This is a genomic window from Cryobacterium melibiosiphilum (assembly GCF_003602235.1).
GTDB classification, from domain to species: domain Bacteria; phylum Actinomycetota; class Actinomycetes; order Actinomycetales; family Microbacteriaceae; genus Cryobacterium; species Cryobacterium melibiosiphilum.
Genome location: NZ_QZVS01000090.1, coordinates 46,999 through 71,752 on the forward strand (window position 1 = coordinate 46,999; position 24,754 = coordinate 71,752).

The window sequence follows — 24,754 nt, forward strand, 5'->3', positions numbered from 1 at the left end:
GTCAAGCGGCGCCCGGCGTCGCTCCCAACATCGTCAGCGCCAGGCCCGGATTCGCCAGGATCCGGCCCACGTCGGCGAGAAACCGGGAGCCCTGCTCGCCGTCGACGAGGCGATGGTCGAACGACAGGCTCAGCGTCATCACCTGGCGAAGCGCGATGTCGCCCCGGAATTCCCAGGGCGTGCGACGGATGGCGCCCATGGCCAGGATCGCCGCTTCCCCCGGGTTCAGAATGGGCGTTCCGGCATCAATGCCGAACACGCCGATGTTGGTGATCGTGATGGTGCCCCCGGCGAGCGCGGCGGGCGTCGTCGTTCCCGAGCGCGCGGCCGCGGTGAGGCGGGCGAGGGAGTCGGCCAGACCGGCGAGGCCGAGCCGGTCGGCATCCGCTATCACCGGCACCATCAGGCCGCGCGGGGTGGCGGCCGCGATGCCGAGGTTGACGTAATGGAACTGGACGATTTCACCGGCCGCCTCGTCCCATCGGGTGTTCACGCTGGGGGTGCGTGCCACGGCCAGGCACAGCGCCTGCGCCACGACGGCGAGGAGACCGACCCGCCCGGCGCCTTCCCGCGCGCCGGCCGTATTGATGGTCTCGAGCAGGTCGATCGTCGGGGTCACGTCGATCGTCAGGAACTCGGTCACGTGCGGTGCCGTGAACGCGCTCTGGACCATGGCCGCCGCGGTCAGTTTGCGCAGGCTTTTGATCGGCGTGCGGCTCTCTCTCGTGCCGCTCGGCGCGCCGAAGACCGACGGCGCATCGGCGACCGGGACAGTTTCGGGCGTCACCCCGACTGCTCGCACGTCGTCGCGGGTGATGACGCCGTGCGCACCGGTGCCGGTGATCCGCGTGAGGTCGACGCCGAGGTCGCGGGCGAGCATCCGCACCGGAGGGGTGGACCGCGGGCGTTCCATGGTCGTTGCCCCCGGCGCTGCGGCCACCGGGTTCGCCACCGAGCTCGTCACGGCGACGGGCAGCCCCGGGCTGGTCACGGTGGCGAGCGGCACCGGCGTCGCGCACGCCGCACTGCCGGGCCGGGCCCGCCGTTTCGGCCGCCCCTCGCGTTCGGCGTCGGGTCCGTAGCCCACGAGGTTCGCTTCGCGTTTGGTCGGCACCGGCGCGGCGGGGGCTCCGGAATCACTGGAGTCACCCGAGTCGTCGACAGCGTCCGCCCCGACGACCTCGAACGAGACGATGGGGTCGCCCACGTGCACGAGCACCCCCTCGGGCCGGTGCAGCTCGCTGACGACGCCGCTGAACGGGCTCGGTAGTTCGACGACTGCTTTCGCCGTCTCGACGTCGGCGATGTGCTGGTTGAGGGTCACGGTGTCCCCCGGTGCGACGTGCCAGGCGACGATCTCCGATTCGGTGAGGCCCTCACCGAGGTCGGGCAGGCTGAAGACGCGGATCATCTCTCAGCGCCCCAACACCCGGTCAACGCCCGCGAGGATGCGGTCGAGGTCGGGCAGGTGGTGCCGTTCGAGCTTCGCCGGCGGGTAGGGGATGTCGAATCCGGTCACCCGCACCGGCGCCGCCTCGAGGTAGTCGAAGCAGCGCTCGGTGATGCTGGCCACGATTTCGCCGCCCACGCCGCCGGACTGGGCGGCCTCGTGGGTCACGACGAGCCGCCCGGTCTTGCGAACGGATGCCTCCACGGTCGCGTAATCGACCGGTGACAGCGAACGGAGGTCGATGACCTCGATGGAGACGCCCTCGTCGGCCGCGGCGAGGGCCGCGTCGCGTGCGGTCGACACCAGGGCGCCGTAGGTGATGAGGGTGACCTGGCTGCCGGGGCTCACGATGACGGCACGCTCCATCGGGGAACCGAGCGTCGGCTCGACCTCGCCCTTGACGTGGTAGCGACGCTTGGGTTCGAAGTAGAGCACCGGGTCGTCGCTGGCGATGGCCTGGCGCAGCAGGCTGTAAGCGTTTTGCGGGTCGGAGACGGCAATCACGCGCAGGCCGGAGGTGTGGGTGAAGTACGCCTCGGGCGATTCGGAGTGGTGCTCGGCGGCGCCGATGCCCCCGCCGAAGGGCACCCGAATCGTGATCGGCATGCGCACCGCGCCCTGGGTGCGATAGTGCAGCTTGGCGACCTGGCTCACGATCTGGTCGAAACCGGGAAAGATGAAGCCGTCGAATTGGATCTCGCAGACCGGGCGGTAGCCGCGGTAGGCGAGCCCGACGGCGGTGCCGATGATGGCCGATTCGGCCAGCGGCGTGTCGATGACCCGGTGCGGGCCGAATTCGCGCAGCAGGTCGCTCGTCACCCGAAAAACCCCGCCGAGCGCGCCGATGTCCTCACCGAGCAGCACGACCTTGGGATCGTCGAGCATGGCCTGCCGAAGTCCGGCGTTGATGGCCTTGGCGAGCGTGAGGGTCGTGGTGTCGGTCAGGCCGACGGGCCCGGCAGCATTGGGGTGACGCAGCGGCGTTGGACTCATCGGCGTTGGACTCATCGGGGACCGATCGAGAATAGTCATCAGACGGATGCTCCTTCATTGCTCGAGCGGGTGTCGCTGCTCTCAAAGCTGGCGAGATAGGCGGCATAGCCGGCTCGCTGCCGGTCGAGGGTTGCCTGCGGGGTCGTATAGACGTTGTCGAACACGCTCAGCGGCTCCGGATCGGCCAGGCCGATGCAGCCCGCCCGCAGTTCGGCTGCCGCGGCATCGGCGTGGGCCGCCGTGGCCGCCTCGAACTCCGGCGTGAACAGCCCTTCCGCGTCGAGCAATCGTCGCAGCCGCAGAATGGGATCGCGTTCGGCCCACCTGGCGAGGTCGGCCGGATCCCGGTACCGGGTGGGGTCATCCGCTGTCGTGTGCGGTCCCATCCGGTAGGTGACGGCCTCGATGAACGTTGGGCCGCCGCCGGAGCGCGCCCGGTCGAGGGCGACCCGGGTCGCGGCCATCACGGCGAGCACGTCGTTGCCGTCGACGCGCAGGCTCGGGATGCCGAATCCCGGCGCTCGCTCGGCGATATGCACGCGGGCCTGCAGGCCGACCGGCTCGCTGATGGCCCACTGGTTGTTCTGGCAGAAGAACACCACGGGCACCTGGAAGCTCGCGGCGAAGACCATGGCCTCGTTCACGTCGCCCTCGCTCGTGGCGCCGTCGCCGAAGTACGTCACGGCTACGGAGTCGGCGCCGTCGAACTGCGCGCCGAGCGCCCAGCCGGTGGCATGCAGGGTCTGGGCGCCGATGATGATGGCCGGAACGGCCATGCCGACGGATGCGGGATCCCAGCCGGATTGCGCGTTGCCCCGCCAGACCTTCACGAGGTCGGTCAGGCCGACCCCGCGGCAATAGGCGACCGCGTTCTCGCGGTAGCTCGTGAAGACGAAATCGTCGGGGTGCAGCGCACGGGCGGAGCCGATCTGGGCTGCCTCCTGGCCGAGCATTGGCGGCCACAGTCCGAGCTCACCCTGGCGTTGCAGGGCGGTGGCCTCGGTGTCGAGCCGGCGAACCACGACGAGGTCGTCATAGAGAGCCGCCAGGCCGGCCGCCCCGATATCCCGCACCCAGGGATCGAACTCGGCGTTGGGCATCCGTTCGCCGGATTCCGAGAGAAGCTGGATGAAATCGTCATCGAGGGGGGAGCCGTTGTCGGCCGCGCCGTGGGGTGGTAAATCGTGCATGAGCCGCTCCTAGCGTCATTGCTAATGTCGAGCTGAAGTTGGGACGAACCGAAGTGGGGTCGAACTTAAGTTGGTGTGAGCGTAGTTCGCAGGTGACAGAGGGCACAACCGCCCTGACTTTCATTGAGCAATGTGCCCTATCCGGGTGGGGTTGGGCGTGTTAGCGTGTGGCACTATGCACAGCTTCGACCGCACCGATATCCAGCTGCTCCGGGCGCTCTGCGCCGACCCGCGCAGCACCGTCGTCGCCCTTGCCCAACGCCTCGGGCTCTCCCGCAACACCGTGCAGGCCCGCCTGGGCCGCCTCGACGCGACGGGCACCTTTCTGGCCTTCGACCGGCGCATCAACCCGGTCGCGCTCGGCTACCCGCTGACGGCGTTCATCGAGGTGCACGTGCAGCAGAAACGCCTGGCCCAGATCGTCGTCGAGCTGGCCCGCATTCCCGAAATCGTGCAGGCCCACGGCATGAGCGGCCCCGCCGACCTGCTCGTGCGGGTCGTCTGCCGGGATGCCGATGACCTGTTTCGCATCGACGGAACTATCCTTGCCTGCGAGGGTGTCGACCGCACCGAAACCTCCTTGGCCATGGGCGAGGTCATCCCCTTCCGCCTCACCCCCCTGCTCGATCGGGCCTCCCGCCAGGCGTAGCACACCGCGCGGTTCCGTCCTCGGAGCGCAGAAATCTATTTGCTAAATTCATCATATAGAGATATAAAGAAGTAATGGGAAGTTTGAAGTGAGCGTTCTGAGGCTGGCCACCCTCATCGGTCGAGGTCACCACATCGCGGAACCGGCTCCCGAGAGGCCGCCCCTGTTTCCAGGGGCCGAGGTTCTCGGCGGCAGCGTGCAGGTGCGGTACATCAATGCCGGGGGCTGCAATGACTGCCCCCTCGAGGTATCCGCGGCTTTCGGCCCGGTCTACGACGTCGAACGCTACGGCGCCCGCCTCGTCCCGTCCCCCCGTCACGCCGACGTGCTGCTCATCACGGGATCGGTGACCCGCAACATGGCCGAACCCCTGCGCCGCACGATCGAAGCGACCCCCACCCCCCGGTTCGTCATCGCGGTCGGCGACTGCGCCCTCACCGGCGGCGTCGCCGGCGACGGCTACGGTATCGCCGGTCCCCTGCGCGACTTCGTGCACATCGACATCGAAGTGCCCGGCAGCCCGCCGGAACCCGCCGCCATCGTGCGTGCCCTGCGTCAGCTGACCGGCCGATGAGCGCCGTCACCGCCGGGCTGCTGCTGCAGCTCACGCTCGCCGCGGTCGCCGTGACCATCGCCCTGCTCGTTGCTCCGGCCTGGCGTTCCCGCGCGACCGGCCTGGCCAGCGCCGCGCTGGCCGCGGTCGGGCTGGCAACCGGCCTCGCCGCCATGACCGGCGCGAGCGGCACCCTGACCATCCCGGTCGTGCTGCCGATGGATGCCCTCACTCTCTCCCCCGACCGGCTCGGCGGCCTCTTCATGGCCGTCGTCAGCGCCGTCGGCCTGATCGTGTCCCTCTTCGGTATGAGCTCGGCCCGCCGGGGCCCGGAAGGCAGCCGCACCGCCTGGGCCGCGATGCCGGTGTTCCTCGTCGGCATGCAGCTCGTGCCGGCCGCCGCCGACTCTGTTTCCTTCCTCCTCGCCTGGGAGATCATGACGCTCGGCTCCACGGTGCTGCTGCTCGCCGACCACGCCGCGCGGGCATCCGTCTCCTCCGCCGGTATCTGGTATTCGGCCATGAGCCAGCTCAGCTTCTTCTTCATCCTCGCCGGCTTCGCCGTGCTCGCCGGGGCGACCGGCGGCACGAGCTTCACCGCGATGGCGACCGTCGAGCCAGGAAGCTTCGCCGCCAACCTCGCTTTCGTGCTCTTCGTGCTCGGCTTCGGCGGCAAGGCCGAACTGGTACCCCTGCACGTCTGGGTGCCGCGGGTACTGCCCGAGGCCCCGAGCCACGTCTCGGCCGCGATGAGCGGGGCGATGGTGAAGATCGGCGTCTACGGCGCCCTCGTCGTCTGCGTGCGGCTGCTCCCCGAAGCCCCGGCCTGGTGGGGCATCATGATCATGGTGCTCGGCGGGGCATCCGCTCTGTACGGCATCCTGCAAGCCTCGGTCTCGAGCGACCTCAAGGTGCTGCTGGCCTATTCCACGACCGAGAACATGGGCCTGGTCTTCCTCGGCCTCGGCGCCTCGATGCTGCTGCGCAGCTACGACGCCACCGCGGCAGCGGATACCGCCCTCGTCGCGGCCCTGCTGCTCGCCGTGAGCCACGCCGCCTTCAAGGCGACCCTGTTCCTCGGCGCCGGCGCGGTCATCCACGCCACCGGCGAACGCAACCTCGACCGGCTCGGCGGCCTCGGCCGCCGCATGCCGTGGACCGCCGCCGCCTTCGGCATTGGCGCCATGGGCGCCGCCGCGCTGCCGATCACCTCGGGCTTCGTCGCCGAATGGATGCTGCTGCAGTCGCTCATTCACGGCGGCCGGTTGAACGGAGAGGTCGTCTCGGTGGCCGCATCCGTCGCCATGCCCCTCGCCGTTGCCGTGATCGCCCTCACCGCGGGCCTCGCCCTGTTGACCTTCGTCAAGGCGTACGGCATCGCGTTCCTCGCCCGGCCCCGGTCGCCCGAGGCAGCGGATGCCCGCGAAGTCCCGGTGATGATGCGCCTCGCCCTCGCGCTCGGGGCCCTCATGGTGCTCGCCCTGGGCCTGCTGCCCGGTCCGATCTCGGAGGCCGTACTGGCCACGGTAGCCTCCAGCGGGGCCGGGGCGGCGTCTTCTTCGGCCGATACCGCGGTCGCCGCGATCGGAATCTCCGGCGTCGCCCTGCCCGGCATCGGCGCCGTGCTCGACCCGCTGCTGCTGACCATCCTCGCCGCCCTCGTCGGCATCCCGGTGCTCATCGCCATCGTGCTCTCCGCCGCCAAGCACCCCGCCCGCGCCAACGACCTGCCCTGGGGCGGCGGCGGTTCACGCGCCCGGCCGCGCATGCAGTACACGGCCACGTCTTACGCCGAACCGCTCGTGCGGGTCTTCGACGACGTGCTCAAACCGACCCGCGACGTGCAGGTCACCCACGTGGGTGAATCCCGCTACCTCGTCGAACGGGTGCAGGTCGAGCAGAAGGTCACCGACGTCTTCGAGACCCGGTTCTACCGCCCCATGCTCAACTTCCTGCAGCGCTTCGGCATCGTCGTGCGGCATGTCGCCAACGGCAGCATCCATCGCTACCTCACCTATTCCTTTACCGCCCTGTTGATCGTGCTGATTGTGGTGTCGCTGTGACTGTTCTGGCCGTCAATACCCAGGACCTGGCCGGCCTGAACTGGCCCGCCGTGGTCATCGCCCTCGTGCAGGTCGTGCTGTTCATCGTGATCTCGCCGCTGCTCGTCGGCCTGATCCGCCAGGTGCGTGCCCGGATCGAAGGGCGCCGTGGCGCCGGAATCCTGCAACCCTGGCGCGACCTGCGCAAGCTCCTCGGCAAGGATCCCGTACGGGCCGCCGACAGCAGCTGGATGCTCAGGGTCGGTCCGGTCGCCCTCGTCGTGTCGAGCCTGCTGCTGTGCGTGCTGCTGCCGCTGGTCGGCACCCTGTCGCTCGACTTCCTCCCGAGCGACCTGTTCGTGATCGTCTCGGTGATGCTCATCGGGGTCGTCGCCCTCGCGCTCGTCGGCCTCGACGGCGGCACCGCATTCGGCGGTATGGGCTCGAGCCGTCATATGACCGTCGCCGCGCTTGTCGAACCGACCCTGCTGCTCTCGGTCTACGCCCTCTCGATTCCGGCCGGCACCTCGACGTTGTCGCTCATCGTCGGTGCCCGCCTGGACACCCCCGGCGTCATCATCTCCCCCGTCAGCGTGCTCGCCCTCGTCGCCCTGTCCATCGCGATCATGGCCGAGACCGGACGCCTGCCGATCGACAACCCGGGCACCCACCTCGAAGTCACGATGCTGCACGAGGCCATGACGCTCGAGGCCTCCGGTCGCGACCTGGCTTGGCTCGAACTCGGCTCCTGGCTGAAGCTCGCCGCGCTGCTCGGCCTCGTCGGCAACCTCGCGTTCCCTTGGGGCGTCGTCACCGAGTTCAGCGTGCTCGGGGTGCTGATCGGCGCCGTCGCCATCACCGTGAAGGTGCTGCTGCTCGGCGTGCTGCTGAGCGTGGGTGAGGTCTTCCTCGCCAAGGTGCGCCTGTTCCAGGTGCCCGAACTGCTCGCGGGGTCCTTTGCCCTCGCGTTCCTCGCCGTAACCGCTTCCTACCTGGTCGCTTAGGAGCATCCGTGTTTGACAGTGTGTATGCCCAACTGGTCGGTCTCTGCACCGGCGCCCTGCTCCTGACGAGCGCCCTGATGGTGTGGCGACACACCCTGCTCGCCTCGATCCGTCTCCTCTCGGCGCAGGGCCTGTCCCTCGCTGCCCTGGTCGCCGTCATCGGCGTACAGGAAAACGAGGTCGAACTGCTCTTCGTGGCCCTGCTCATCATCGCGACCAAGGGCGTCGGCCTGCCGTGGGTGCTCGCCCACGAGACCGAAGCCGGCGCCCGAGCCATCAAAGAGGCACCGCGGCTGAACCCGACCGCATCGCTGCTGATCGTGACGATCCTCACGATTCTCAGCTACATCGTGATGAGCCAGCTCATCGGCCTCGGCACGAGCGTCACCTCCCATGCCGCGCCGATCGGCCTCGCCATGGTGCTCATCGGTTTCCTGTTGCTGATCTCCCGTCGCCGCGCCCGGTCGCAGCTGATCGGCTTCCTGCTGCTCGACAACGGCATTGCCACGGTCGCGTTCCTGACCAGCGGCGGCGTCCCCATCCTTCTTGAATTCGCGGTGTCGCTCGACGTTCTGCTCGTCGTCGTCATCCTCTACGTCTTCGCCGGCCGCATGCGCAACAAGTTCGGCGGAACCGACGTCGATCAACTCAGAGAGCTGCACGACTAATGGAATTCGCCCTTTGGACCCCCCTGGTCGGCCCGCTCGTGCTGGCCGTGCTGAGCCTCGCCCTCGGGTCGAGTCCCGCCCGCCGTTTTCTCGGCCTCGCTTCGAGCGTCGTTGTGCTCGCCTCCGGCGTTCTCCTCGTCACCGCCGTCATGAACGACCAGGTCCCGACGGCGGGCGGCGGCATGCTGCGCGCCGACGCGCTCTCCGCCTACATGCTCACCGTGGTCGGCGCCGTCGGCCTGATCTCCACCTGGGGCGGCCTCAAGACCGCCGCCGACAGTCGCGGCCAGAGCGCCGGCATCTTCGAAGCCCTGATCTCCCTGTTCCTCGCCGCGATGAGCCTCGCGGTGCTCGCCGACAGCATCGGCCTGATGTGGGCCGCCATCGAGGCGACGACCATCACCACGGCTTTCCTCGTCGGGCACCACCGCACCCGCAGCTCGCTCGAAGCCGCCTGGAAATACGTCATCCTCGGCAGTGTCGGTGTCGCCATCGCCCTGCTCGGCATCGTGCTGATCTACGCGGCAAGCCGCGAGACCGAAACTCCCACGCTGTCCTGGCTGCTGCTCAGCCAGGCCGATCTCCCCCTCGACCCGGCCCTGATCACCGCCGGCGGCGCGCTCGCCGTGCTGGGATTCGCGACCAAGTCCGGCCTCGCCCCGATGCACAGCTGGCTGCCCGACGCCCACAGCCAGGCCCCGGCCCCGGTGTCCGGCCTGATGTCGGGTGTGCTGCTCGCCGTCGCGCTCTACGCGATCCTGCGCATCCAAACCATCACCAACCTCGTCATCGGCCCCGATTTTCTGCGCACCATGCTCAGCATCGGCGGCCTGCTCTCGCTCGCGATCGCGGCCTCACTGCTCATCCGCCAGGTCGATTACAAGCGGATGCTGGCCTACTCCAGCATCGAACACATGGGCCTGATGGCCCTCGGCGTGGCCATCGGCCCCGCCGCGCTCCCCGCCGTGCTGCTGTACATGCTCGGTCACGGCCTGATCAAGGCGACCCTGTTCGTGATCTCCGGCCGCATCCTGCACATCGAGGGCACCCCGGTGATCGCCAACGTGCGGGCCCTCCTGGCCCGACGGCCGGGACTCGCGGTGCCGTGGCTCGTGGCGATGGCCGCCCTCGTCGGGTTTCCGCCGTTCAGCATCTTCTTCTCCGAGGTCGGCATCATCATGGCCGGCTGGGCCGAAGGCATGGGCCTCGTCGTCATGATCGCCCTGTTCCTGCTGCTCGTCATCTTCGCCGGCCTCACCCGACTGACCATGGGCATGGTGCTCGGCTCCCCGGCGCCGGTTGCCGAGGTCGCTTCCGCGACCGGTTCGATCCCCTCCGGGTCGACCCAGTCGATCACGACCATCCGGACCGGTTCGGGTGATGAGACCCTGCTGGTGCGGGATTTCTCCACCCACGGCCCGATCCTGCCGATCATTCTCGCCCTCGCTGTCACCGCGAGCGTCGCCTTTATCGCCCACCCGATCGGGGACCTCCTCGAACGTGCCGTCGCCGTTCTGGGAGGGACGAACTGATGCCCGAATCTCTGACCACGCCGCCGGCCCCGCCGGCTCCCCTGGTGGACCGCCGCTCGGTCAGCCGCGACGACCTCAGCGCCGCGGCATCCGGTCTGCTGAACGGCACGACGCCGGAAGACAGCTACCGCCTGGCACTCGTGGCCTGCCACGACGACGATGCCGAGTTCCGCATCGTCTACGTCTTCGCGGCCACCGCCCGGCTCGTCGAGCTGACCGTGCGCATTCCGAAAGCGGACGCTTGGATCCCCTCGCTCGCTCACCTCTCGCTCGCGGCAGGCAACTTCGAACGCGAGATGCGCGACCTCTTCGGCGTGCGCCCGCACAATCACCCCCAGCCGCACCGCCTCGTGCGCCACGGCCACTGGCCGCGCGGCTGGTACCCGATGCTGGCAGACCCGAACCCAATGCCGGAGTTCGAACCCGACGTCGAGTCGTTTCCGTTTGTGGAGGTCGAAGGCCCCGGCGTATACGAGATCGCCGTCGGGCCGATTCACGCGGGTGTCATCGAACCGGGCCATTTTCGGTTCTCGGTCGTCGGCGAGACGATCGTGCGCATGGAGGCCCGCCAGTACTACCTGCACCGCGGGATGGAGAAGCTGTTCCAGGGGCGCCTGCCCGCCGCCGGCATCGAACTGGCCGAGCAGATCAGCGGCGACACCGCGATCGGGCACTCGCTCGCCTACCTGATGGCCGTCGAGGCCGCGGCCGGCATCGAGGTCTCCGAACCCGACCGGCTCGTGCGCGCCCTGCTGCTCGAGCTGGAGCGCCTGTACAACCACGCGACCGACCTCGGGTCGCTCGCCAACGACACCGGCTTCGCCATCGTCGACGCCCACGCGCAGCAGCTGCGCGAGACGCTGCTGCGCATCAACAAGGCCGTGACCGGCCACCGACTGCTGCGCGGCGCGCTCAGCCTCGGCGGGGTGTCGGTGCACACCCTCCCGGACCCGATCGAATTGCGGCGGATCGCTGCGGCCCTGGCCGAGATCGTCGCCATCACGCTCAGCCACGCAATCGTGCGCGACCGGTTCACCGGCACCGCTGCGCTGCCCACCACGCAGGCCCGCACGATCGGAACCCTCGGCTACGTGGCCCGGGCCTCCGGCCTCGGCGTCGACGCCCGCCAGGACCACCCCTTCGTCGAGCTTGGCGACGCCTTCGCGGTCGTCACCGAGACCGGCGGGGATGTGCTCAGCCGGTACCAGGTGCGGGCGCGCGAGTTCCAGGTGTCGACGGCCGTCATCATCGGGCTCATCTCACGCCTCGATGTGGCGTTCCCCGAAAGCCGGCTCGGCAGCGGCCGCACGGCCGAGGCCGGTGCAGACACCTCGGGCGCCGGAATCCGGTCAGGGCTCGGGCTCGTCGAAGGATGGCGCGGCACGATCGCGCACCGCGTGGAGCTGGCCACCGACGGCACGATCGCCCGCGAAAAGGTCGTCGACCCGTCATTCCTGAACTGGCCATCGCTGCCGATCGCCCTGGCCGTGACGATCGTTCCCGACTTCCCCCTGGCGAACAAGAGCTTCAACCAGTCCTACGCCGGCAACGACCTGTAGCGGCCGCCGAGGTACCACAGGCGCCCGCGACGTTTCCGTTGAGGGACGATCGTGACGGGGACTGTCGTGAGTGGTCGCAAATGGTCCCTTGGCGGTCCATCTCCCGACGTGAGTGGTCGCAAATGGATACCTGCCGCAGAGGAGCCCGTCACCGACCGCAATCAAATCGTCCAATTCGAGAACGGATCCAAGCTCGCACCAGGCGCCAACCGGGGTCACCACCCTCAGGTCCCCGAGGAGCACCAGCGCGGGGCACAGGTCCACCCGGTGGCCGACAACGCCCGCCCCCCGCGGCGCGCGGATGGGTGCCACCACGCTCACATGAACACACGGTTCGGTCTCCAGACTTCTGGGAAGTGGCAGGCCGTGGAGCATGGCTGCCGTGGAATGACTGAAGAACCCAGCCCGGGGCATCCTCGTCTGATACGCCCGACACCGGTCGTGCAGGGTGCGCACCGAGCCCGCTCCGACCACGACTCCGTGAAACGGATGCTCGAGATCGCTCGATCGGAGGCGCTTGTCGCTGAGGCCCGCGGCACGCGCCTCAGCCGCGGTCACGGCGCCGAGCTCAAGGCCGGGAGGGAGCGCGCTGCGTTTGTGCATGGCACATCGTTTCAGAAAGCCGCGGGTGCCTGGGGAGTTATCCACAGGCCCATGTACCTGCGTGGCGGCGCGAGCCCACCTGACCTGCCACGAGTGGGCGCAAATCGCCCCATCAGACGCGCTCTACCCTCACGACTGGGCGCAAATGGCCCCATCAGACTCGTCAAGGGGCTATTTGCGCCCATTCACATCCGCCAAGGGGCGATCTGCGCCCACTCGTGAGGAGGGAGGCTGGAGGCTGGAGGCTGGAGGCGAAGACGCCCACGCGAGACGCCCGACGCCACCCCCGTGCATGGCTGATACTGGCGCCCTTGCCCCTGCCGATCAGGGTGACTCCATGCAGAGCAATACCTCGCTACGCGCAGCACGCAGCCCGCAGCGCGCTACTTCGGGTCCTGCTCCATCGTGCGCAATACCGCGTGGGAATCGGTGAGATTGGCCACGAGCATCCGCTTGGCAGCATCGAGCAGATCGGCGACGTTGCGGTCACGCAGCGTGTAGAAGATGGTGTTGCCTTCGCGCCGGGTGACGACCACGCCCGCGCGGCGAAGCACGCCGAGCTGCTGGGACAGGTTCGACAGCTCACAGCGGAGTTCTTCGGCGAGGCTGCCGACCGACCGCTCACCGTCGACGAGTTCTTCGAGGACCTGCACGCGTAACGGATGCCCGAGCGCCTTGAAAAGGTCGGACTTCAGTTGGGCGACGGGCTGGCCAGGAGATAACACAGTTTTAGCATATCGCTAACTTGCAAATCTTTCAACTAGGTCGCTCGTGGCCGGAGCCCCATTCCGGGCGCCCGGCCACTCTCCCCTGAGGGCGCGACCGCGCTACGGGCGTCGCAGCACGCCGTCGTTCACCAGCGCGCGGTAGTAGCCCAGCGAATTCCCGAGGGCATTCGGGTGGAAGTTCGCCGGCGCCGCAAGATCGGCCGGATTGAAGGCGATGTACGGGATTCGGGAACCGATGCCGTGGTTCCCGAATTCCTGCGTCGCATCGACGTAGACGACCCGTGGGTTCGCCAGGCTCGCGACAGCGCCCTGGATCGCCTGGTTCAGCAGCAACGTTCCCGCGTTGAACTTGTCCCCGAAAACGGATACGCCCGGCTGAAACTGCAGCGGGTAGTTCAGTACCGCGATCCGCGCCGAGGTCAGGGTCTGCGCGACGCCGGCATAGGTCCCGGCCAGCACCGGGACAAGACCCGGAAGGCTCGCAAGACTGGCTGTGATGGCTGCGTCACAGGCGGGCGCCAGGGGGTCGGGGGCACACGCGCCGACGATCACGTTGGATCCGGCGTCGATCCCGCCGATGGTCAGCGTCACAAGCTTCGTGTTCGCGCTCACCCCGACCAGCTGGGCGGGAATATCGCTGGTCCGGGCGCCGGAGCACGCCCGGTTCGCCGTGAGCCGGTAGGGGCTCAGCAGGCCCGTGACGGTCGGGTAGCCGCCGTAGCGACTCACGAGGCAGGCGCCGGATGCGATCGTGTACGGTGGCGCGCCCTGCCCGGACGTGAAGGAGTCGCCGAGGGCGACGTATCCGTTCGATGACGCAGAAGACGCCGACGCCGCCGACGACGCGGGAGCGGATGCCGCGGTCAGGCTGGCCGGTGCGGCCGTAGCCGGAACGGCCCCGACGCCGGCGACCAGGCCGAGAATGAGCAGACCGAGGCCGAGGGCCCCGCGGGCGCCGAAGCGCGATTGAGAATTTCGCGACTGAGAATTCGCTGAGTGTGATTTCATGCCGGCACCCTACTCCCACCCGGCCGGGTCCGAACGGGGTGCGAGCCCGGGGTGCGCAAAAGGCCCGCGCTGCCGAAGCAGTGCGGGCCTTTCGTCTTACCGGCTCACCTGGCGAGAGGTTGGCCGGCAGACCTTATCTGACTACGCTTCGACGGAATCGTCGGCGCCGACGGATGCCGCAGCGCGGCTGTCCGTGTCAGCAGATTCTTCGAGCACCGGGGCGAGCGAGAGCTTGCCACGGTCATCGATCTTGGTGATCTCAACGAGCACCTTCTGGCCGACGCCGAGAACGTCTTCGACGTTCTCAACACGCTTGCCACCAGCAAGCTTACGCACCTCAGAGATGTGCAGCAGACCATCCTTGCCCGGAAGCAGGGAAACGAAGGCTCCAAACGCGGCGATCTTGACGACGGTTCCGAGGAACTGCTCGCCAACCTCGGGGTTGGTCGGGTTCGCGATGGCGTTGACCTGGGCCCGAGCGGCCTCGGCCGACGGTCCGTCGACGGCGCCGATGTACACGGTGCCGTCTTCCTCGATCGAGATGTCGGCACCGGTGGTGTCCTGGATCGAGTTGATCGTCTTGCCCTTCGGGCCGATCAGCTCGCCGATCTTGTCGACCGGGATCTGCACGCTGATGACGCGGGGCGCGGTGGGCGCCATCTCGTCGGGAGCGTCGATCGCGGCGTTCAGCACGGAGAGGATCGTGGTGCGGGCTTCCTTCGCCTGCGTCAGCGCGCCGGCCAACACCTGCGCGGGGATTCCGTCGAGCTTGGTGTCGAGCTGGATCGCGGTGATGAATTCGCTCGTGCCGGCAACCTTGAAGTCCATGTCGCCGAGGGCGTCTTCGGCGCCGAGGATGTCGGTCAGGGCCGCGTAGCGGGTCTGGCCGTCAACGGTGTCGCTGATCAGGCCCATCGCGATGCCGGCGACCGGAGCGCGCAGCGGCACTCCGGCGTTCAGCAGCGAGAGGGTCGACGCGCAGACGGAACCCATCGAGGTGGAGCCGTTGGAGCTGAGCGCCTCGGAGACCTGACGGATGGCGTAGGGGAACTCCTCACGCGTCGGCAGCACGGGAACCAGGGCGCGCTCGGCGAGCGCTCCGTGGCCGATCTCGCGGCGCTTCGGCGTTCCGACGCGGCCGGTTTCACCGGTCGAGTAGGGAGGGAAGTTGTAGTTGTGCATGTAGCGCTTCTTCGTAACCGGGCTCAGCGAGTCGATCGACTGCTCGAGCTTCAGCATGTTCAGCGTGGTGACGCCCAGGATCTGGGTTTCGCCGCGCTGGAAGATGGCCGAACCGTGTACGCGCGGGATGACCGCAACCTCGGCGTCGAGCGGGCGGATGTCGGCAAGTCCCCGACCGTCGATGCGGATGCCTTCGTTGAGCACGCGCGAGCGCACGACGAGCTTGGTGACCGACTTGTACGCCGCGGAGACCTGGTTCAGGGCGCTGGCGTCGAGCGTGCCGGCCTCGACCTGGGCTGCGATGGCGTTCTTGACGGATGCCTTGAGCGCGTCATCGGCGTCCTGGCGGGCGACCTTGTCGGCGATCTGGTAGACGTCCTTCAGGGCGTCATACGACAGGGCGGCAACCGCGTCGTAGGTGGCCGGCTGGTAGGGCGGGAACAGGCTGTAGTTACCGGTGGGCTTGGCGGCCGCGTCGGCGACAACCTGCTGCGCGGCGATGAGCTGCTTGATGAACGGCTTCGAGGCTTCGATGCCGCCGGCGATGACCTCTTCGTTCGGCGCGATGGCGCCGCCCTTGATGAGCGTCCACGCGTTGTCGGTGGCTTCCGCCTCGATCATCATGATCGCGACGTCCTGGCTGCCATCAGCATCCGTCACCACGCGGCCGGCGACGACCATGCTGAAGACGGCATCGGAGAGCTGCGAGTGCTTCGGGAAGGCAACCCACTGGCCGCCACCATTGCTGTCGGGCATGAGTGCGACGCGAACGCCACCGATCGGGCCGGAGAACGGCAGGCCGGCGAGCTGGGTCGACATGGAGGCCGCGTTGATCGCGAGCACGTCGTAGAGTTCGTCGGGCTCGATCGCGAGGACCGTGATGACGACCTGGATCTCGTTGCGGAGGCCGTCGACGAACGACGGGCGCAGCGGCCGGTCGATCAGACGGCAGGTGAGGATCGCCTCGGTGGAGGGGCGACCTTCGCGACGGAAGAAGCTGCCCGGAATGCGGCCGGCAGCGTACATGCGCTCTTCAACGTCGATGGTGAGCGGGAAGAAGTCGAAGTTGTCCTTCGGCTGCTTGCTCGCACTCGTGGCGGAGAGCAGCATCGTCTCTTCGTCGATGTAGGCGGCGGCCGAGCCCTGCGCCTGCTGGGCGAGACGGCCGGTTTCGAATCGGATGGTGCGAGTGCCGAACTTACCGTTGTCGATAATGGTTTCGGCGAATGTGATTTCTGGACCCTCCATGCGGGGGTTCTCTCCTTTTTTTAGACTCGTTTGCCCGTGTGGCGTGCGAGTGGGGCACGGGGACGGGGAGCGGTCACTGCACAGTGCAAGTGGCTCAGTGCAGGTGCTTCCGGCCCGCCCAGGTGCTGCGGCTGGCCCATAATCGGGCCTCCGTAAGCCTAACAGACGCCTACCGAGCGTCTACCGGGACATTCCAGACGGATGCCCGTAGCGTTGAGGCCTGCCCCGGAAAGGACTGGTCCATGACGAACGCCGCCACTGCCGCCGTACACGGAGAGCACGACTCGAATCCCTGGTGGACCCGGGCGGTGGTCTACCAGGTGTACCCGCGCAGCTTCGCGGACTCGAACGGCGATGGCATCGGCGACCTGGGCGGCATCCGGTCGAAGCTCGACTACCTGGCCGAGCTGGGGGTGGATGCGATCTGGCTCTCGCCGGTCTACCCGTCGCCGCAGCACGACAACGGGTACGACATCAAGGACTACCAGGACATCGACCCCGTCTTCGGCAGCCTCGCCGAATTCGATGCCCTACTCACGGCAGCCCACAGCCGGGGCCTCAAAATCATCATGGATCTCGTCGTCAACCACACGAGCGATGAACACCCCTGGTTCGTCGAATCACGCTCCTCGAAGGACAATCCGAAACGAGACTGGTACTGGTGGCGGCCGACGGCCGACGCGTCATCCGCAGGGGCTGTCGGCGGTCCGCCGAACGGCTGGGGCAGCGCCTTCAGCGGCCCGGCATGGACCCTCGACCCGATCACCGATGAGTACTACCTGCACCTGTTCGCCCGCCAGCAGCCCGACCTCAACTGGGAGAACCCCGAGGTGCGCCGTGCCGTGTACACGATGATGAACTGGTGGCTCGACCGCGGCGTCGACGGTTTTCGCATGGACGTCATCAATTTCATCGCCAAGCGCGCCGAACTCGTCAGCGGGCCGCAGGCCAGCCTCGGCGGCGGCTCGCCGATGGGCCCGCAGATCCACGACTACCTGCAGGAGATGCACCGGGAGGTCTTCGCCGGGCGCACCGGCGAGCACCTCACCGTCGGCGAGATGCCCGGCGTCACGGTCGAAGATGCCCGGCTCTTCACCGATCCGGCCCGGGCCGAGGTCGACATGATTTTCCAGTTCGAGCATGTCTCCCTGGACCAGGGGCAAACGAAGTTCCACTTCCTCCCCCGCAGCCTGCCCGCCCTCAAGGCAAGCCTCGGGCGATGGCAGGGCGGGCTCGCCGAAACCGGCTGGAACAGCCTGTACCTGAACAACCACGACCAGCCCCGCCTGGTGTCGCGCTTCGGCAACGACAGCGAATTCCGCTTCGAGTCGGCGACCCTGTGGGCGCTCGTGCTGCACCTGCACCGCGGCACGCCTTACATCTACCAGGGCGAAGAAATCGGCATGACCAACGTGCACTTCGAGAGCATCACCGACTATCGCGACATCGAATCCCTCAACCACTACCGCGAGGCCGTTGCGGAGTTCGACCGCACCGGCCAGTTCGACCAGGCGCCGGCCACGGTGCTCGAGGGCGTGCACACGATGGGCCGGGACAACGCCCGCACCCCGATGCAGTGGGACGACTCCGCCCACGCCGGCTTCACTTCGGGCACGCCCTGGATCGCGGCGAACCCGAACTTCGCCGCGGTGAACGTGGCCGCAGATCGCGCCGCCAAACGGAGCGTCTTCCGCTTCTACCAGCGCCTGATCACGCTGCGGCACACACTGCCGACCGTCGCCCTGGGCGACTTCACGATGCTGGAACCGAACCACGAGGCGCTCTATGCCTTCACCCGCACCCTCGGCTCCGAGACCCTCCTGGTGGTAGCCAACGCAGCGGATGCCCCGCTCACCACGCCGCTTCCGGCCGACCTCTCCGGCGCCGAACTCCTGCTCGGCAACTATCCCGCGGCCGAGCAGACGGGCACCGGTGAAGCACCCCTGCGCGCCTGGGAAGCCCGCCTGTACCGGCTCGCAACGCGTACGGCGAACTCATAGGCCGTTCATAGCCCCCGTACAGAGGCAGAACGGCTGGGCACCCTCTAACTGGTGCCAGCCGCGCACGTTGTGTATGACGACAAACGGTCGTTCTGTCCCTACAGTTGGAGTGAACAGGGGGACGACATGCGCGAAGTTTTACGATTCATCCTGGCACCGCTCATACGTGCCTGGGCAGGGCTGGCCCTGCAAACCCAGGGCACCGTTCCTCGTCCGACCGACCACCCGCACTCGCACGCCACGGGACCCGACCACGACCGCGTACTCGTCTTCGGCAGCGGTCCGGCGACCGGCTGGGGCGTGCGCACCCACGACCTGGCGTTACCCGGGTCGCTTGCGCGGGCCCTGTCCGTGACCACCGGTCGCGGCGCCGATGTGAGCGTCGCGGCCAGCCCGCTCGGCTCGATCCGCCAGGGTTTTCACGACGTCGCCGAAATCGACCTCTCGGCTTACCACGCCGTCGTCGTGGCCCTCGGCGTGAACGACGCTATCGATTTCATCCCGCCCACGGTCTGGCGGTCGGAGCTGGCGCGCATCCTGACCCACATCTCCGAGCACACCGGGCCCCAGACCCACATCTACATGCTCGGGATCCAGCCGATCCGCACGATCCCGGTCTTCGACAATCGGTTATTCGGCGGCCTCGCGAACTGGCACGCCGCCGGGCTGAACCGCGTCACGTCAGACCAGTGCTCCCGCACTCCCCGCACCACGTTTGTGCCGTTGACGGGACGATCCTTCATCGTGGCCGGGCGCTACCGAACCTCAACGGATTACCAGCAGTGGGGCGAGTTCCTGGCCACCGAGATGGCCGACGACCTCACCGCGACGAGTCTGATTCGCCACTGACAACGGAGTCCGGCGCCGCATCACGCTTGCCAGCGGCGAGTATCGCAGCTTCCCGCTCGGCGGCCTCACGCTTGGCGGCCTTCAGCTTGAGGCCGAGCACGGAGTGCCGGCGTCCGTAGAGGAAGTACACGGCGAAGCCGATGATCAGCCACACGCCGAACCGCGCCCAGGTGAGCGTCGTCAGGTTCAGCATCAGCCAGACGCAGAGCACGGCGGACAGGATCGGCAGGAAGGGCGAGAACGGCACCTTGAACGCCCGCGGCAGGTCTGGGCGTTTTTTGCGCAACACGACGACGGCAATGCTGACCAGCACGAAGGCCGACAGGGTACCGATATTGATCATTTCCTCGAGCACACCCACGTCAGTGAGGCCGGCGATGAGGGCCACGGCCAGTCCGGAGATGATCTGGATGCGGGCCGGCGTGCGGCGCTTGTCGGAGGTGACACTGAGCCAGCGCGGCAGCAGTCCGTCGCGGCTCATCGCGAACAGCACCCGCGACAGCCCGAGCAGCAGCACCATGATCACGGTCGTGAGTCCCACGAGGATTCCCACCGAGATGATCTGCGCGGCCCAGCCTGCACCGACCGAGACGAACGCCGTGGCCAGGGACGCGTTCGGGTCGTCGGCGAGCACCGTGTAGGGCACCATCCCGGTCAGCACGAGGCTCACACCGATGTACAGCACGGTCACGATGGCGAGGCCGGCAAAGATGCCGCGCGGCAACGTCTTCTGCGGGTTCTTGACCTCTTCGGCGCTCGTCGCGACGACGTCGAAGCCGATGAAGGCGAAGAACACGAGTGAGGCACCGGCCAGCAGGCCGAACAACCCGTACTGCGCGGGGGCCGCACCGGTCATGAACGAGAAGAGTGACTGCATCCACACGTCACCCTCGCCCTCGGGAGTCGGCACCGATTCGGGGATGAACGGGGTGTAGTTCTCGACCTTGATGAAGAACGCACCGGCCACGATCACGAAGACCACGATCGCGACCTTGATGATCGTGAACACGCTCGCGACGCGGGCGGAGAGCTGGGTTCCGAGCACGAGCAGGGTGGTGAAGATCGCGACGATGACGAACGCGCCCCAGCTCACGTTGAGGCCGACCACGGTGATGGTCGCGGGAACGTCCCAGCCGGCGAGGTCGAAGACCGTGCTGAGGTAGATGCCCCAGTACTTCGCGATCACGGCCGCGGCGGTCAGCATCTCCAGGATCAGGTCCCAGCCGATGATCCAGGCGAGCAGCTCGCCGAGGGTGGCGTAGGTGAACGTGTACGCCGACCCGGCAACCGGAACGGCCGAGGCGAACTCGGCGTAGCACATGATCGCGAGGGCACAGGTGAAGGCGGCCAGCAGAAAGGCGAGGGTGACGGATGGCCCGGCGTAGCTTCCCGCGGCCTTGGCGCCGACCGAGAAGATCCCGGCCCCGACGGCGACCGCGACGCCCATGATCATGAGGTCCCAGGTACCGAGGGTGCGCTTGAGGCTGTGGCCCTTTTCGAGCGAGTCGGCTATCGAATCTTCAATACTCTTGGTGCGCCAGAGACTCATCGCTGCTGCGTCCGTCCGTTTCATTTGTTCCGAAGCCGGGCCGTGCCATCAGTAGCCGTGCCGTCCAGGTCACGCCGTCAGTGGCCGCGCCAAGGACTAATGCTAGCCCCCGCCGCGGTCTACTCCCGCTTCAGTGCGACCCTGCCGCGCTACCCGGCGAGAACCTCGGCGGCCAACAACTCGAGCGCGCGCACCCGGGCGGGGGCGGTGTCGAGGTCGTCGTGGGAATGCTCGGACGCCCCGGGAACGACCATGATCTCGTCGACGCCGAACCGGTCGGCGAGCGCGTGCAGGCGTGTCGCGGCGCCCGCGGGGGTGTCGATGACCCAGCCCCGCACCATCTGCTCGATGATCTCTGCCTGCGCGCCGGTCACGTCGGCGACCGCTGCCTGCTCCACGGTCAAGAGGGCCCCCATCGGCGCCCCGGTGCGCAGCCGGGCCATCAGCTGCAGCTGCGGCGTGGCCAGCGCGAGTGCCTCCTCGGCCGTGTCGGCGACGGACACGTTCACGGTCAGGAACGTGCGCGGTGCGGCGAGGTTCTCTGACGGGGTGAACTCCGTGCGGTACAGGTTCAGGGCATCCGTCGTACCGTCACCGGAGAAGTGATTGGCGAAGACGTAGGGCAGGCCGAGGCGCGCGGCGAGGTGCGCCGAGAACGAGCTTGATCCGAGCATCCAGACGACGGCGGAACCGGTCGCGGCGGGCGTCGCCCGCAAGACATAGTCCTGGCCCGAGGTGAGCCGCAGCGCGGCACCGTCGGGGTGCAGCAGGGCACCGATGTCCGCCACGTTGTGTTCGAAGGCGTCCACGTCGCTCACGGCGCCGCTGGAGCGCAGGTACGACGAGATGACGGGGTCACTGCCGGGCGCGCGGCCGAAGCCCACGTCGATGCGGCCGGGGAACGCCGCCTCGAGAATGCCGAGCTGCTCGGCGATGACCAGCGGCGAATGGTTGGGCAGCATGATGCCGCCCGATCCCACCCGGATCCGCTCGGTGCGCGCGGCGAGGATCCCCATCAGCACGGGCGGGTTGGTCGAGGCGACCGCCTGCATATTGTGGTGCTCGGCGACCCAGTAGCGCGTAAATCCCAGCCGATCGGCCATCTGGGCGAGTGCGACGGATGCCGCGAGCGCGTTGCCCGAGGTCTGCCCGCTGCGCACGGGAATCAGGTCGAGAACGGAGAGCGCGAGCGGGCGGTTCTGGTGTGTCTTTACAGGTGTCATCACTGGAGCGAACCGTCCGGCGTGCCGCGGTATTCCGGGGCGCGATGCCGCGCCGGGTATTCCACGCCGGGCGCCGGGGACGCAAAACGGGCCGCCACCCGAAGGTGACGGCCCGTTCTCAAGAAGTTCGCGTTATCGACGAAGTCCGAGCTGTTCGATCAGCTTGCGGTAACGACTGATGTCGATGTCCGAGAGGTAACCGAGCAGGCGGCGACGCTGACCAACCATGAGGAGCAGGCCACGACGCGAGTGGTGGTCGTGCTTGTGCTCCTTGAGGTGCTCCGTGAGGTCGAGAATACGTGCGGTGAGCATCGCAATCTGGACTTCGGGGGACCCGGTGTCACCAGGATGGGTAGCGTACTTTTCGATGATCGCCTTCTTAGCGGTGGGCTCGAGTGCCATAGATGGGATCCCCTTTCTCTCACTGCGCGGTGCCCTTGGCAGAATGCCTGAGCTCTCTTTGTCCGCGGCCGTTGAACGGCAACCTCAATACTTTAGCAGAATCTCGCGCCGGGCAGAATCTCGGGCCTGGGCAGAGCCTCAGCGCCGGGGCGGTGCGGCCGCGATGTTGAGGCGGCGCAACGGCTTCGCCGAGAGCGCGGCGACCGCTTCAGCCAGGCTCGGAAAGTTGCTGAACTCGATCTGGGAACCACCGATCCTGGTGACCTCGTAGTTCCCGGCGGTCAGTTGGATGAAGCCGAGGATAGCCGAGGACGTGCCGATGGCGGTGGTCGCGTCGGAGACCATCCACTCGGTCGGCGACAGGGCGGTCGCGCCGTCTGGGCTCCGGGTGGGCGGGGTGACGGGGGCGGTGCGCGTCGCACGCGCCGGGCGGGAATTCGGGCTGGAAACAGTGCGAATGGTCAGTCCGTGAAGAGGCATGAACAACTCCGATCTGCAGGTGAGAAATTGACATCCGCTGATGAGGACAGACTAGCCGAACGTCCCCGCCGCCGACATCTCGGAACCACCCCCCAAAATCCCGACTCGAATGGGGGGTCCACCGACCGGTGTCAACCCATACCGCTCCATGGAAAATCTCTGCATACTGAAATCCTTCTCACACAAGAGATCCTCATCAAAGGAGAACAATTCGTGCTGATGACCTGCCCGCACTGCAACGCCGCTGCCAAGCTCGCCCCGAACCCCGCCCGGGTCGGCTTCACATCCGCACCGCGTTACCGTCTGACCTGCTCGGGCTGCGCCGAGACCACCGTGGGGGATGCCGCGAACGCCGAGCGGAGCATCCGCTCGAATATTCTCACGGCGGCCTAACAGACAGGCCGGCATCGGGCTCGCCCCCCGCTGAGGCCCCCGCTCCCGATAAGGTGAGGCAACACTGGGGGCACGATGGGCACGCTGCTATACGGCAATTCGGGAATCGTCATCAGCTTCGACGATCGTGCGCTCATGCACCTGCAGATCGTGATCAGCGCCAAACTGCGCCGCCGGGAGAGCTTCGTGTTCTCGTGGATCGATGCGGCCGACGCCAACAGCGGGCGCAGCGCGATCTGGATCGACCCGGCCAGCACCCTCTACTATCGCTATTTCGGCAGCCGGGTTCCCACGATCAACCGCGAATGGATCGACGCCCTGATGCTGTCCGCCAACAGCGCCGGCGGGCTCGTCTTCATGACCGAGCCGGTGCCGACTCCGCCCGGCGTCGGCGCCCAGCATGCCACTCCGGGACCATCCATCCGATGAACACGACGATTGTGGCACCGTGGACGGCGACGCTCACCGAGTCCCAGTACATGCTCACGCAATATTTCCTCGTCATCGCCGCCCTGGCCTTGTTCGCCGGATTCGTGCGAACCTGGACGACCCGCGGCGAGGTCGGCGCCCGGTACCGGCCGGCCGTGGTCGCCCGGCTTTCCCTGATGGGCGTCGCCTTCCTCGGCTACGTCTATATGGTGATCAACTTTCGCTACGGGTACGACCTCACCGCAGCCGGGTACGTTCCCAACGAACTGGCCATCAACGCGATGGCGACGCGGTACATGGACTGGTCGCTGACCGTTCCCCTCCTGACCGTGGAGCTGCTGGCCGTCTGCACCGTCGTCGGCGCCGCGGCCAGGCGCGTTCGAATCTGGGCGGTGGCCGGCGCGTTCCTGATGATCTTCACCGGCTACCTCGGGGCGGTCGTGATCGGCGGCGGCACCAGCCTGCTGGCCCTGGTCGTCTGGGGCGGCATCAGCTGTGCGTTCTGGATCGCCACCATGCTCCTGCTGATCCGCGAGGTGCGGCGCTCTCTGCCCGAATTGACGACCGAATCCGCAACACTGCTACGGTCAGCCACATTCGTTCTGCTCGGCGGCTGGTTCATCTACCCCGTGATGTTCATGATCCCGCTGCTCGGTTCGGGCGGGGCCTTCACCACCGCCATGCAGATCGGTTATTGCATCGCCGACATCTTTGTCAAGGTGGTCTTCTGCGGGCTCATCCACCGGGTCGCCAAACTGCGCACCGCAGAAGACGTTCGATCGGGACTCGACGTGCACCACGAAGCGATTTGGATTTCTTCGGTCAAGCAGTCCGACGCCGGCCTGCCCCGTGAGGTTTACCTCGACGACGGCTCGACCGTGCACCACCGGCGCCCGCAACCGCCACTGAGTTCGGCGGTTCCCACCGCCCCCACGAAGATGCCCGGCTACATCGAACCCTGACGCTCCGGTCGCGAAAATCGCGCGGGCCCGTAGCGTCGCAGGGTGCGGAGCCGGTCGA

22 protein-coding genes are annotated in these 24,754 nt (G+C 67.7%); 12 read left to right on the forward strand and 10 right to left on the reverse strand.

Annotated elements, in window-relative coordinates; translation table 11 throughout:
- Position 1: 1 nt before the first annotated feature.
- The 3 genes from D6T64_RS14925 to pdhA form a co-directional block, all read right to left on the reverse strand.
- Positions 2-1,411 carry a dihydrolipoamide acetyltransferase family protein gene (locus tag D6T64_RS14925; protein ID WP_119975475.1) on the reverse strand — a complete coding sequence of 470 codons (1,410 nt, stop codon included), beginning with the start codon at positions 1,409-1,411 and terminating at the stop codon, positions 2-4.
- Positions 1,412-1,414: 3 nt separating this feature from the next.
- On the reverse strand, positions 1,415-2,335 hold the full coding sequence (locus tag D6T64_RS14930; RefSeq protein ID WP_377010734.1) for an alpha-ketoacid dehydrogenase subunit beta: 921 nt from the start codon (positions 2,333-2,335) through the stop codon (positions 1,415-1,417).
- Between the two features lie 146 nt (positions 2,336-2,481).
- Positions 2,482-3,633 carry a pyruvate dehydrogenase (acetyl-transferring) E1 component subunit alpha gene (pdhA, locus tag D6T64_RS14935; RefSeq protein ID WP_119975476.1) on the reverse strand — a complete coding sequence of 384 codons (1,152 nt, stop codon included), beginning with the start codon at positions 3,631-3,633 and terminating at the stop codon, positions 2,482-2,484.
- Positions 3,634-3,808: 175 nt separating this feature from the next.
- On the opposite strand from pdhA, the gene D6T64_RS14940 reads away from it, so the two are divergent.
- The 7 genes from D6T64_RS14940 (at position 3,809) to D6T64_RS14970 (ending at position 11,640) form a co-directional block, all read left to right on the forward strand.
- Positions 3,809-4,282, forward strand: coding sequence for an Lrp/AsnC family transcriptional regulator (locus D6T64_RS14940; protein WP_119975477.1), 474 nt, complete (start codon positions 3,809-3,811; stop codon positions 4,280-4,282).
- 88 nt (positions 4,283-4,370) lie between these two features.
- Positions 4,371-4,856, forward strand: coding sequence for an NADH-quinone oxidoreductase subunit B family protein (locus tag D6T64_RS14945; protein WP_119975478.1), 486 nt, complete (start codon positions 4,371-4,373; stop codon positions 4,854-4,856).
- Positions 4,853-6,898, forward strand: coding sequence for a proton-conducting transporter transmembrane domain-containing protein (locus tag D6T64_RS14950; RefSeq protein ID WP_119975479.1), 2,046 nt, complete (start codon positions 4,853-4,855; stop codon positions 6,896-6,898). The genes D6T64_RS14945 and D6T64_RS14950 overlap by 4 nt, the downstream gene beginning before the upstream one ends.
- Positions 6,895-7,881 carry a respiratory chain complex I subunit 1 family protein gene (locus D6T64_RS14955; protein ID WP_233551214.1) on the forward strand — a complete coding sequence of 329 codons (987 nt, stop codon included), beginning with the start codon at positions 6,895-6,897 and terminating at the stop codon, positions 7,879-7,881. Before D6T64_RS14950 ends, D6T64_RS14955 begins: the two co-directional genes overlap by 4 nt.
- A gap of 8 nt (positions 7,882-7,889) precedes the next feature.
- On the forward strand, positions 7,890-8,549 hold the full coding sequence (locus D6T64_RS14960; RefSeq protein WP_119975480.1) for a hypothetical protein: 660 nt from the start codon (positions 7,890-7,892) through the stop codon (positions 8,547-8,549).
- Entirely contained in the window at positions 8,549-10,081 is a 1,533-nt protein-coding gene (locus D6T64_RS14965) for a proton-conducting transporter transmembrane domain-containing protein (RefSeq protein WP_119975481.1), read from the forward strand. Before D6T64_RS14960 ends, D6T64_RS14965 begins: the two co-directional genes overlap by 1 nt.
- Positions 10,081-11,640, forward strand: a complete 1,560-nt coding sequence (locus tag D6T64_RS14970; protein WP_119975482.1) for a hydrogenase large subunit — start codon at positions 10,081-10,083, stop codon at positions 11,638-11,640. Before D6T64_RS14965 ends, D6T64_RS14970 begins: the two co-directional genes overlap by 1 nt.
- A gap of 986 nt (positions 11,641-12,626) precedes the next feature.
- Here the strand turns inward: D6T64_RS14970 and D6T64_RS14975 are convergent.
- From D6T64_RS14975 to D6T64_RS14985, 3 genes are all read right to left on the reverse strand, one after another.
- Positions 12,627-12,968 carry an ArsR/SmtB family transcription factor gene (locus tag D6T64_RS14975; RefSeq protein ID WP_119975483.1) on the reverse strand — a complete coding sequence of 114 codons (342 nt, stop codon included), beginning with the start codon at positions 12,966-12,968 and terminating at the stop codon, positions 12,627-12,629.
- Positions 12,969-13,070: 102 nt separating this feature from the next.
- A complete protein-coding gene (locus D6T64_RS14980) occupies positions 13,071-13,979 on the reverse strand; it encodes a GDSL-type esterase/lipase family protein (RefSeq protein ID WP_119975484.1) in 909 nt (302 codons plus the stop codon).
- Positions 13,980-14,120: 141 nt separating this feature from the next.
- Positions 14,121-16,409 carry a polyribonucleotide nucleotidyltransferase gene (locus D6T64_RS14985; RefSeq protein ID WP_119975485.1) on the reverse strand — a complete coding sequence of 763 codons (2,289 nt, stop codon included), beginning with the start codon at positions 16,407-16,409 and terminating at the stop codon, positions 14,121-14,123.
- A 242-nt stretch (positions 16,410-16,651) separates the two neighbouring features.
- Between D6T64_RS14985 and D6T64_RS14990 the strand changes: the two genes are divergently transcribed.
- The gene (locus D6T64_RS14990) at positions 16,652-18,409 is read left to right on the forward strand and encodes a glycoside hydrolase family 13 protein (protein WP_119975486.1); all 1,758 of its coding nucleotides are present in this window, start codon (positions 16,652-16,654) and stop codon (positions 18,407-18,409) included.
- Between the two features lie 126 nt (positions 18,410-18,535).
- The gene (locus D6T64_RS14995) at positions 18,536-19,258 is read left to right on the forward strand and encodes an SGNH/GDSL hydrolase family protein (RefSeq protein WP_119975487.1); all 723 of its coding nucleotides are present in this window, start codon (positions 18,536-18,538) and stop codon (positions 19,256-19,258) included.
- On the opposite strand, the gene D6T64_RS15000 is transcribed toward D6T64_RS14995, so the two are convergent.
- The 4 genes from D6T64_RS15000 to D6T64_RS15015 all read right to left on the reverse strand — a co-directional run bounded on the left by D6T64_RS15000 (position 19,230) and on the right by D6T64_RS15015 (position 22,912).
- The gene (locus D6T64_RS15000) at positions 19,230-20,807 is read right to left on the reverse strand and encodes an amino acid permease (RefSeq protein WP_119975488.1); all 1,578 of its coding nucleotides are present in this window, start codon (positions 20,805-20,807) and stop codon (positions 19,230-19,232) included. The genes D6T64_RS14995 and D6T64_RS15000 overlap by 29 nt on opposite strands.
- A gap of 149 nt (positions 20,808-20,956) precedes the next feature.
- Positions 20,957-22,030, reverse strand: coding sequence for an LLM class flavin-dependent oxidoreductase (locus D6T64_RS15005; RefSeq protein ID WP_119975489.1), 1,074 nt, complete (start codon positions 22,028-22,030; stop codon positions 20,957-20,959).
- Between the two features lie 132 nt (positions 22,031-22,162).
- Positions 22,163-22,432, reverse strand: coding sequence for a 30S ribosomal protein S15 (gene rpsO, locus D6T64_RS15010; RefSeq protein WP_119975490.1), 270 nt, complete (start codon positions 22,430-22,432; stop codon positions 22,163-22,165).
- A 138-nt stretch (positions 22,433-22,570) separates the two neighbouring features.
- Positions 22,571-22,912 (reverse strand): hypothetical protein, encoded by a 342-nt coding sequence (locus D6T64_RS15015; RefSeq protein ID WP_119975491.1) that lies wholly within the window; start codon positions 22,910-22,912, stop codon positions 22,571-22,573.
- A 213-nt stretch (positions 22,913-23,125) separates the two neighbouring features.
- Here D6T64_RS15015 and D6T64_RS22315 point away from each other — a divergent pair, with 213 nt between their 5' ends.
- From D6T64_RS22315 to D6T64_RS15025, 3 genes are all read left to right on the forward strand, one after another.
- The gene (locus tag D6T64_RS22315) at positions 23,126-23,305 is read left to right on the forward strand and encodes a hypothetical protein (RefSeq protein WP_147364582.1); all 180 of its coding nucleotides are present in this window, start codon (positions 23,126-23,128) and stop codon (positions 23,303-23,305) included.
- Between the two features lie 75 nt (positions 23,306-23,380).
- Positions 23,381-23,734 carry a DUF7882 family protein gene (locus D6T64_RS15020; protein ID WP_119975492.1) on the forward strand — a complete coding sequence of 118 codons (354 nt, stop codon included), beginning with the start codon at positions 23,381-23,383 and terminating at the stop codon, positions 23,732-23,734.
- Positions 23,731-24,696, forward strand: coding sequence for a bacteriorhodopsin (locus D6T64_RS15025; RefSeq protein WP_158594898.1), 966 nt, complete (start codon positions 23,731-23,733; stop codon positions 24,694-24,696). Before D6T64_RS15020 ends, D6T64_RS15025 begins: the two co-directional genes overlap by 4 nt.
- Positions 24,697-24,754: the final 58 nt, after the last annotated feature.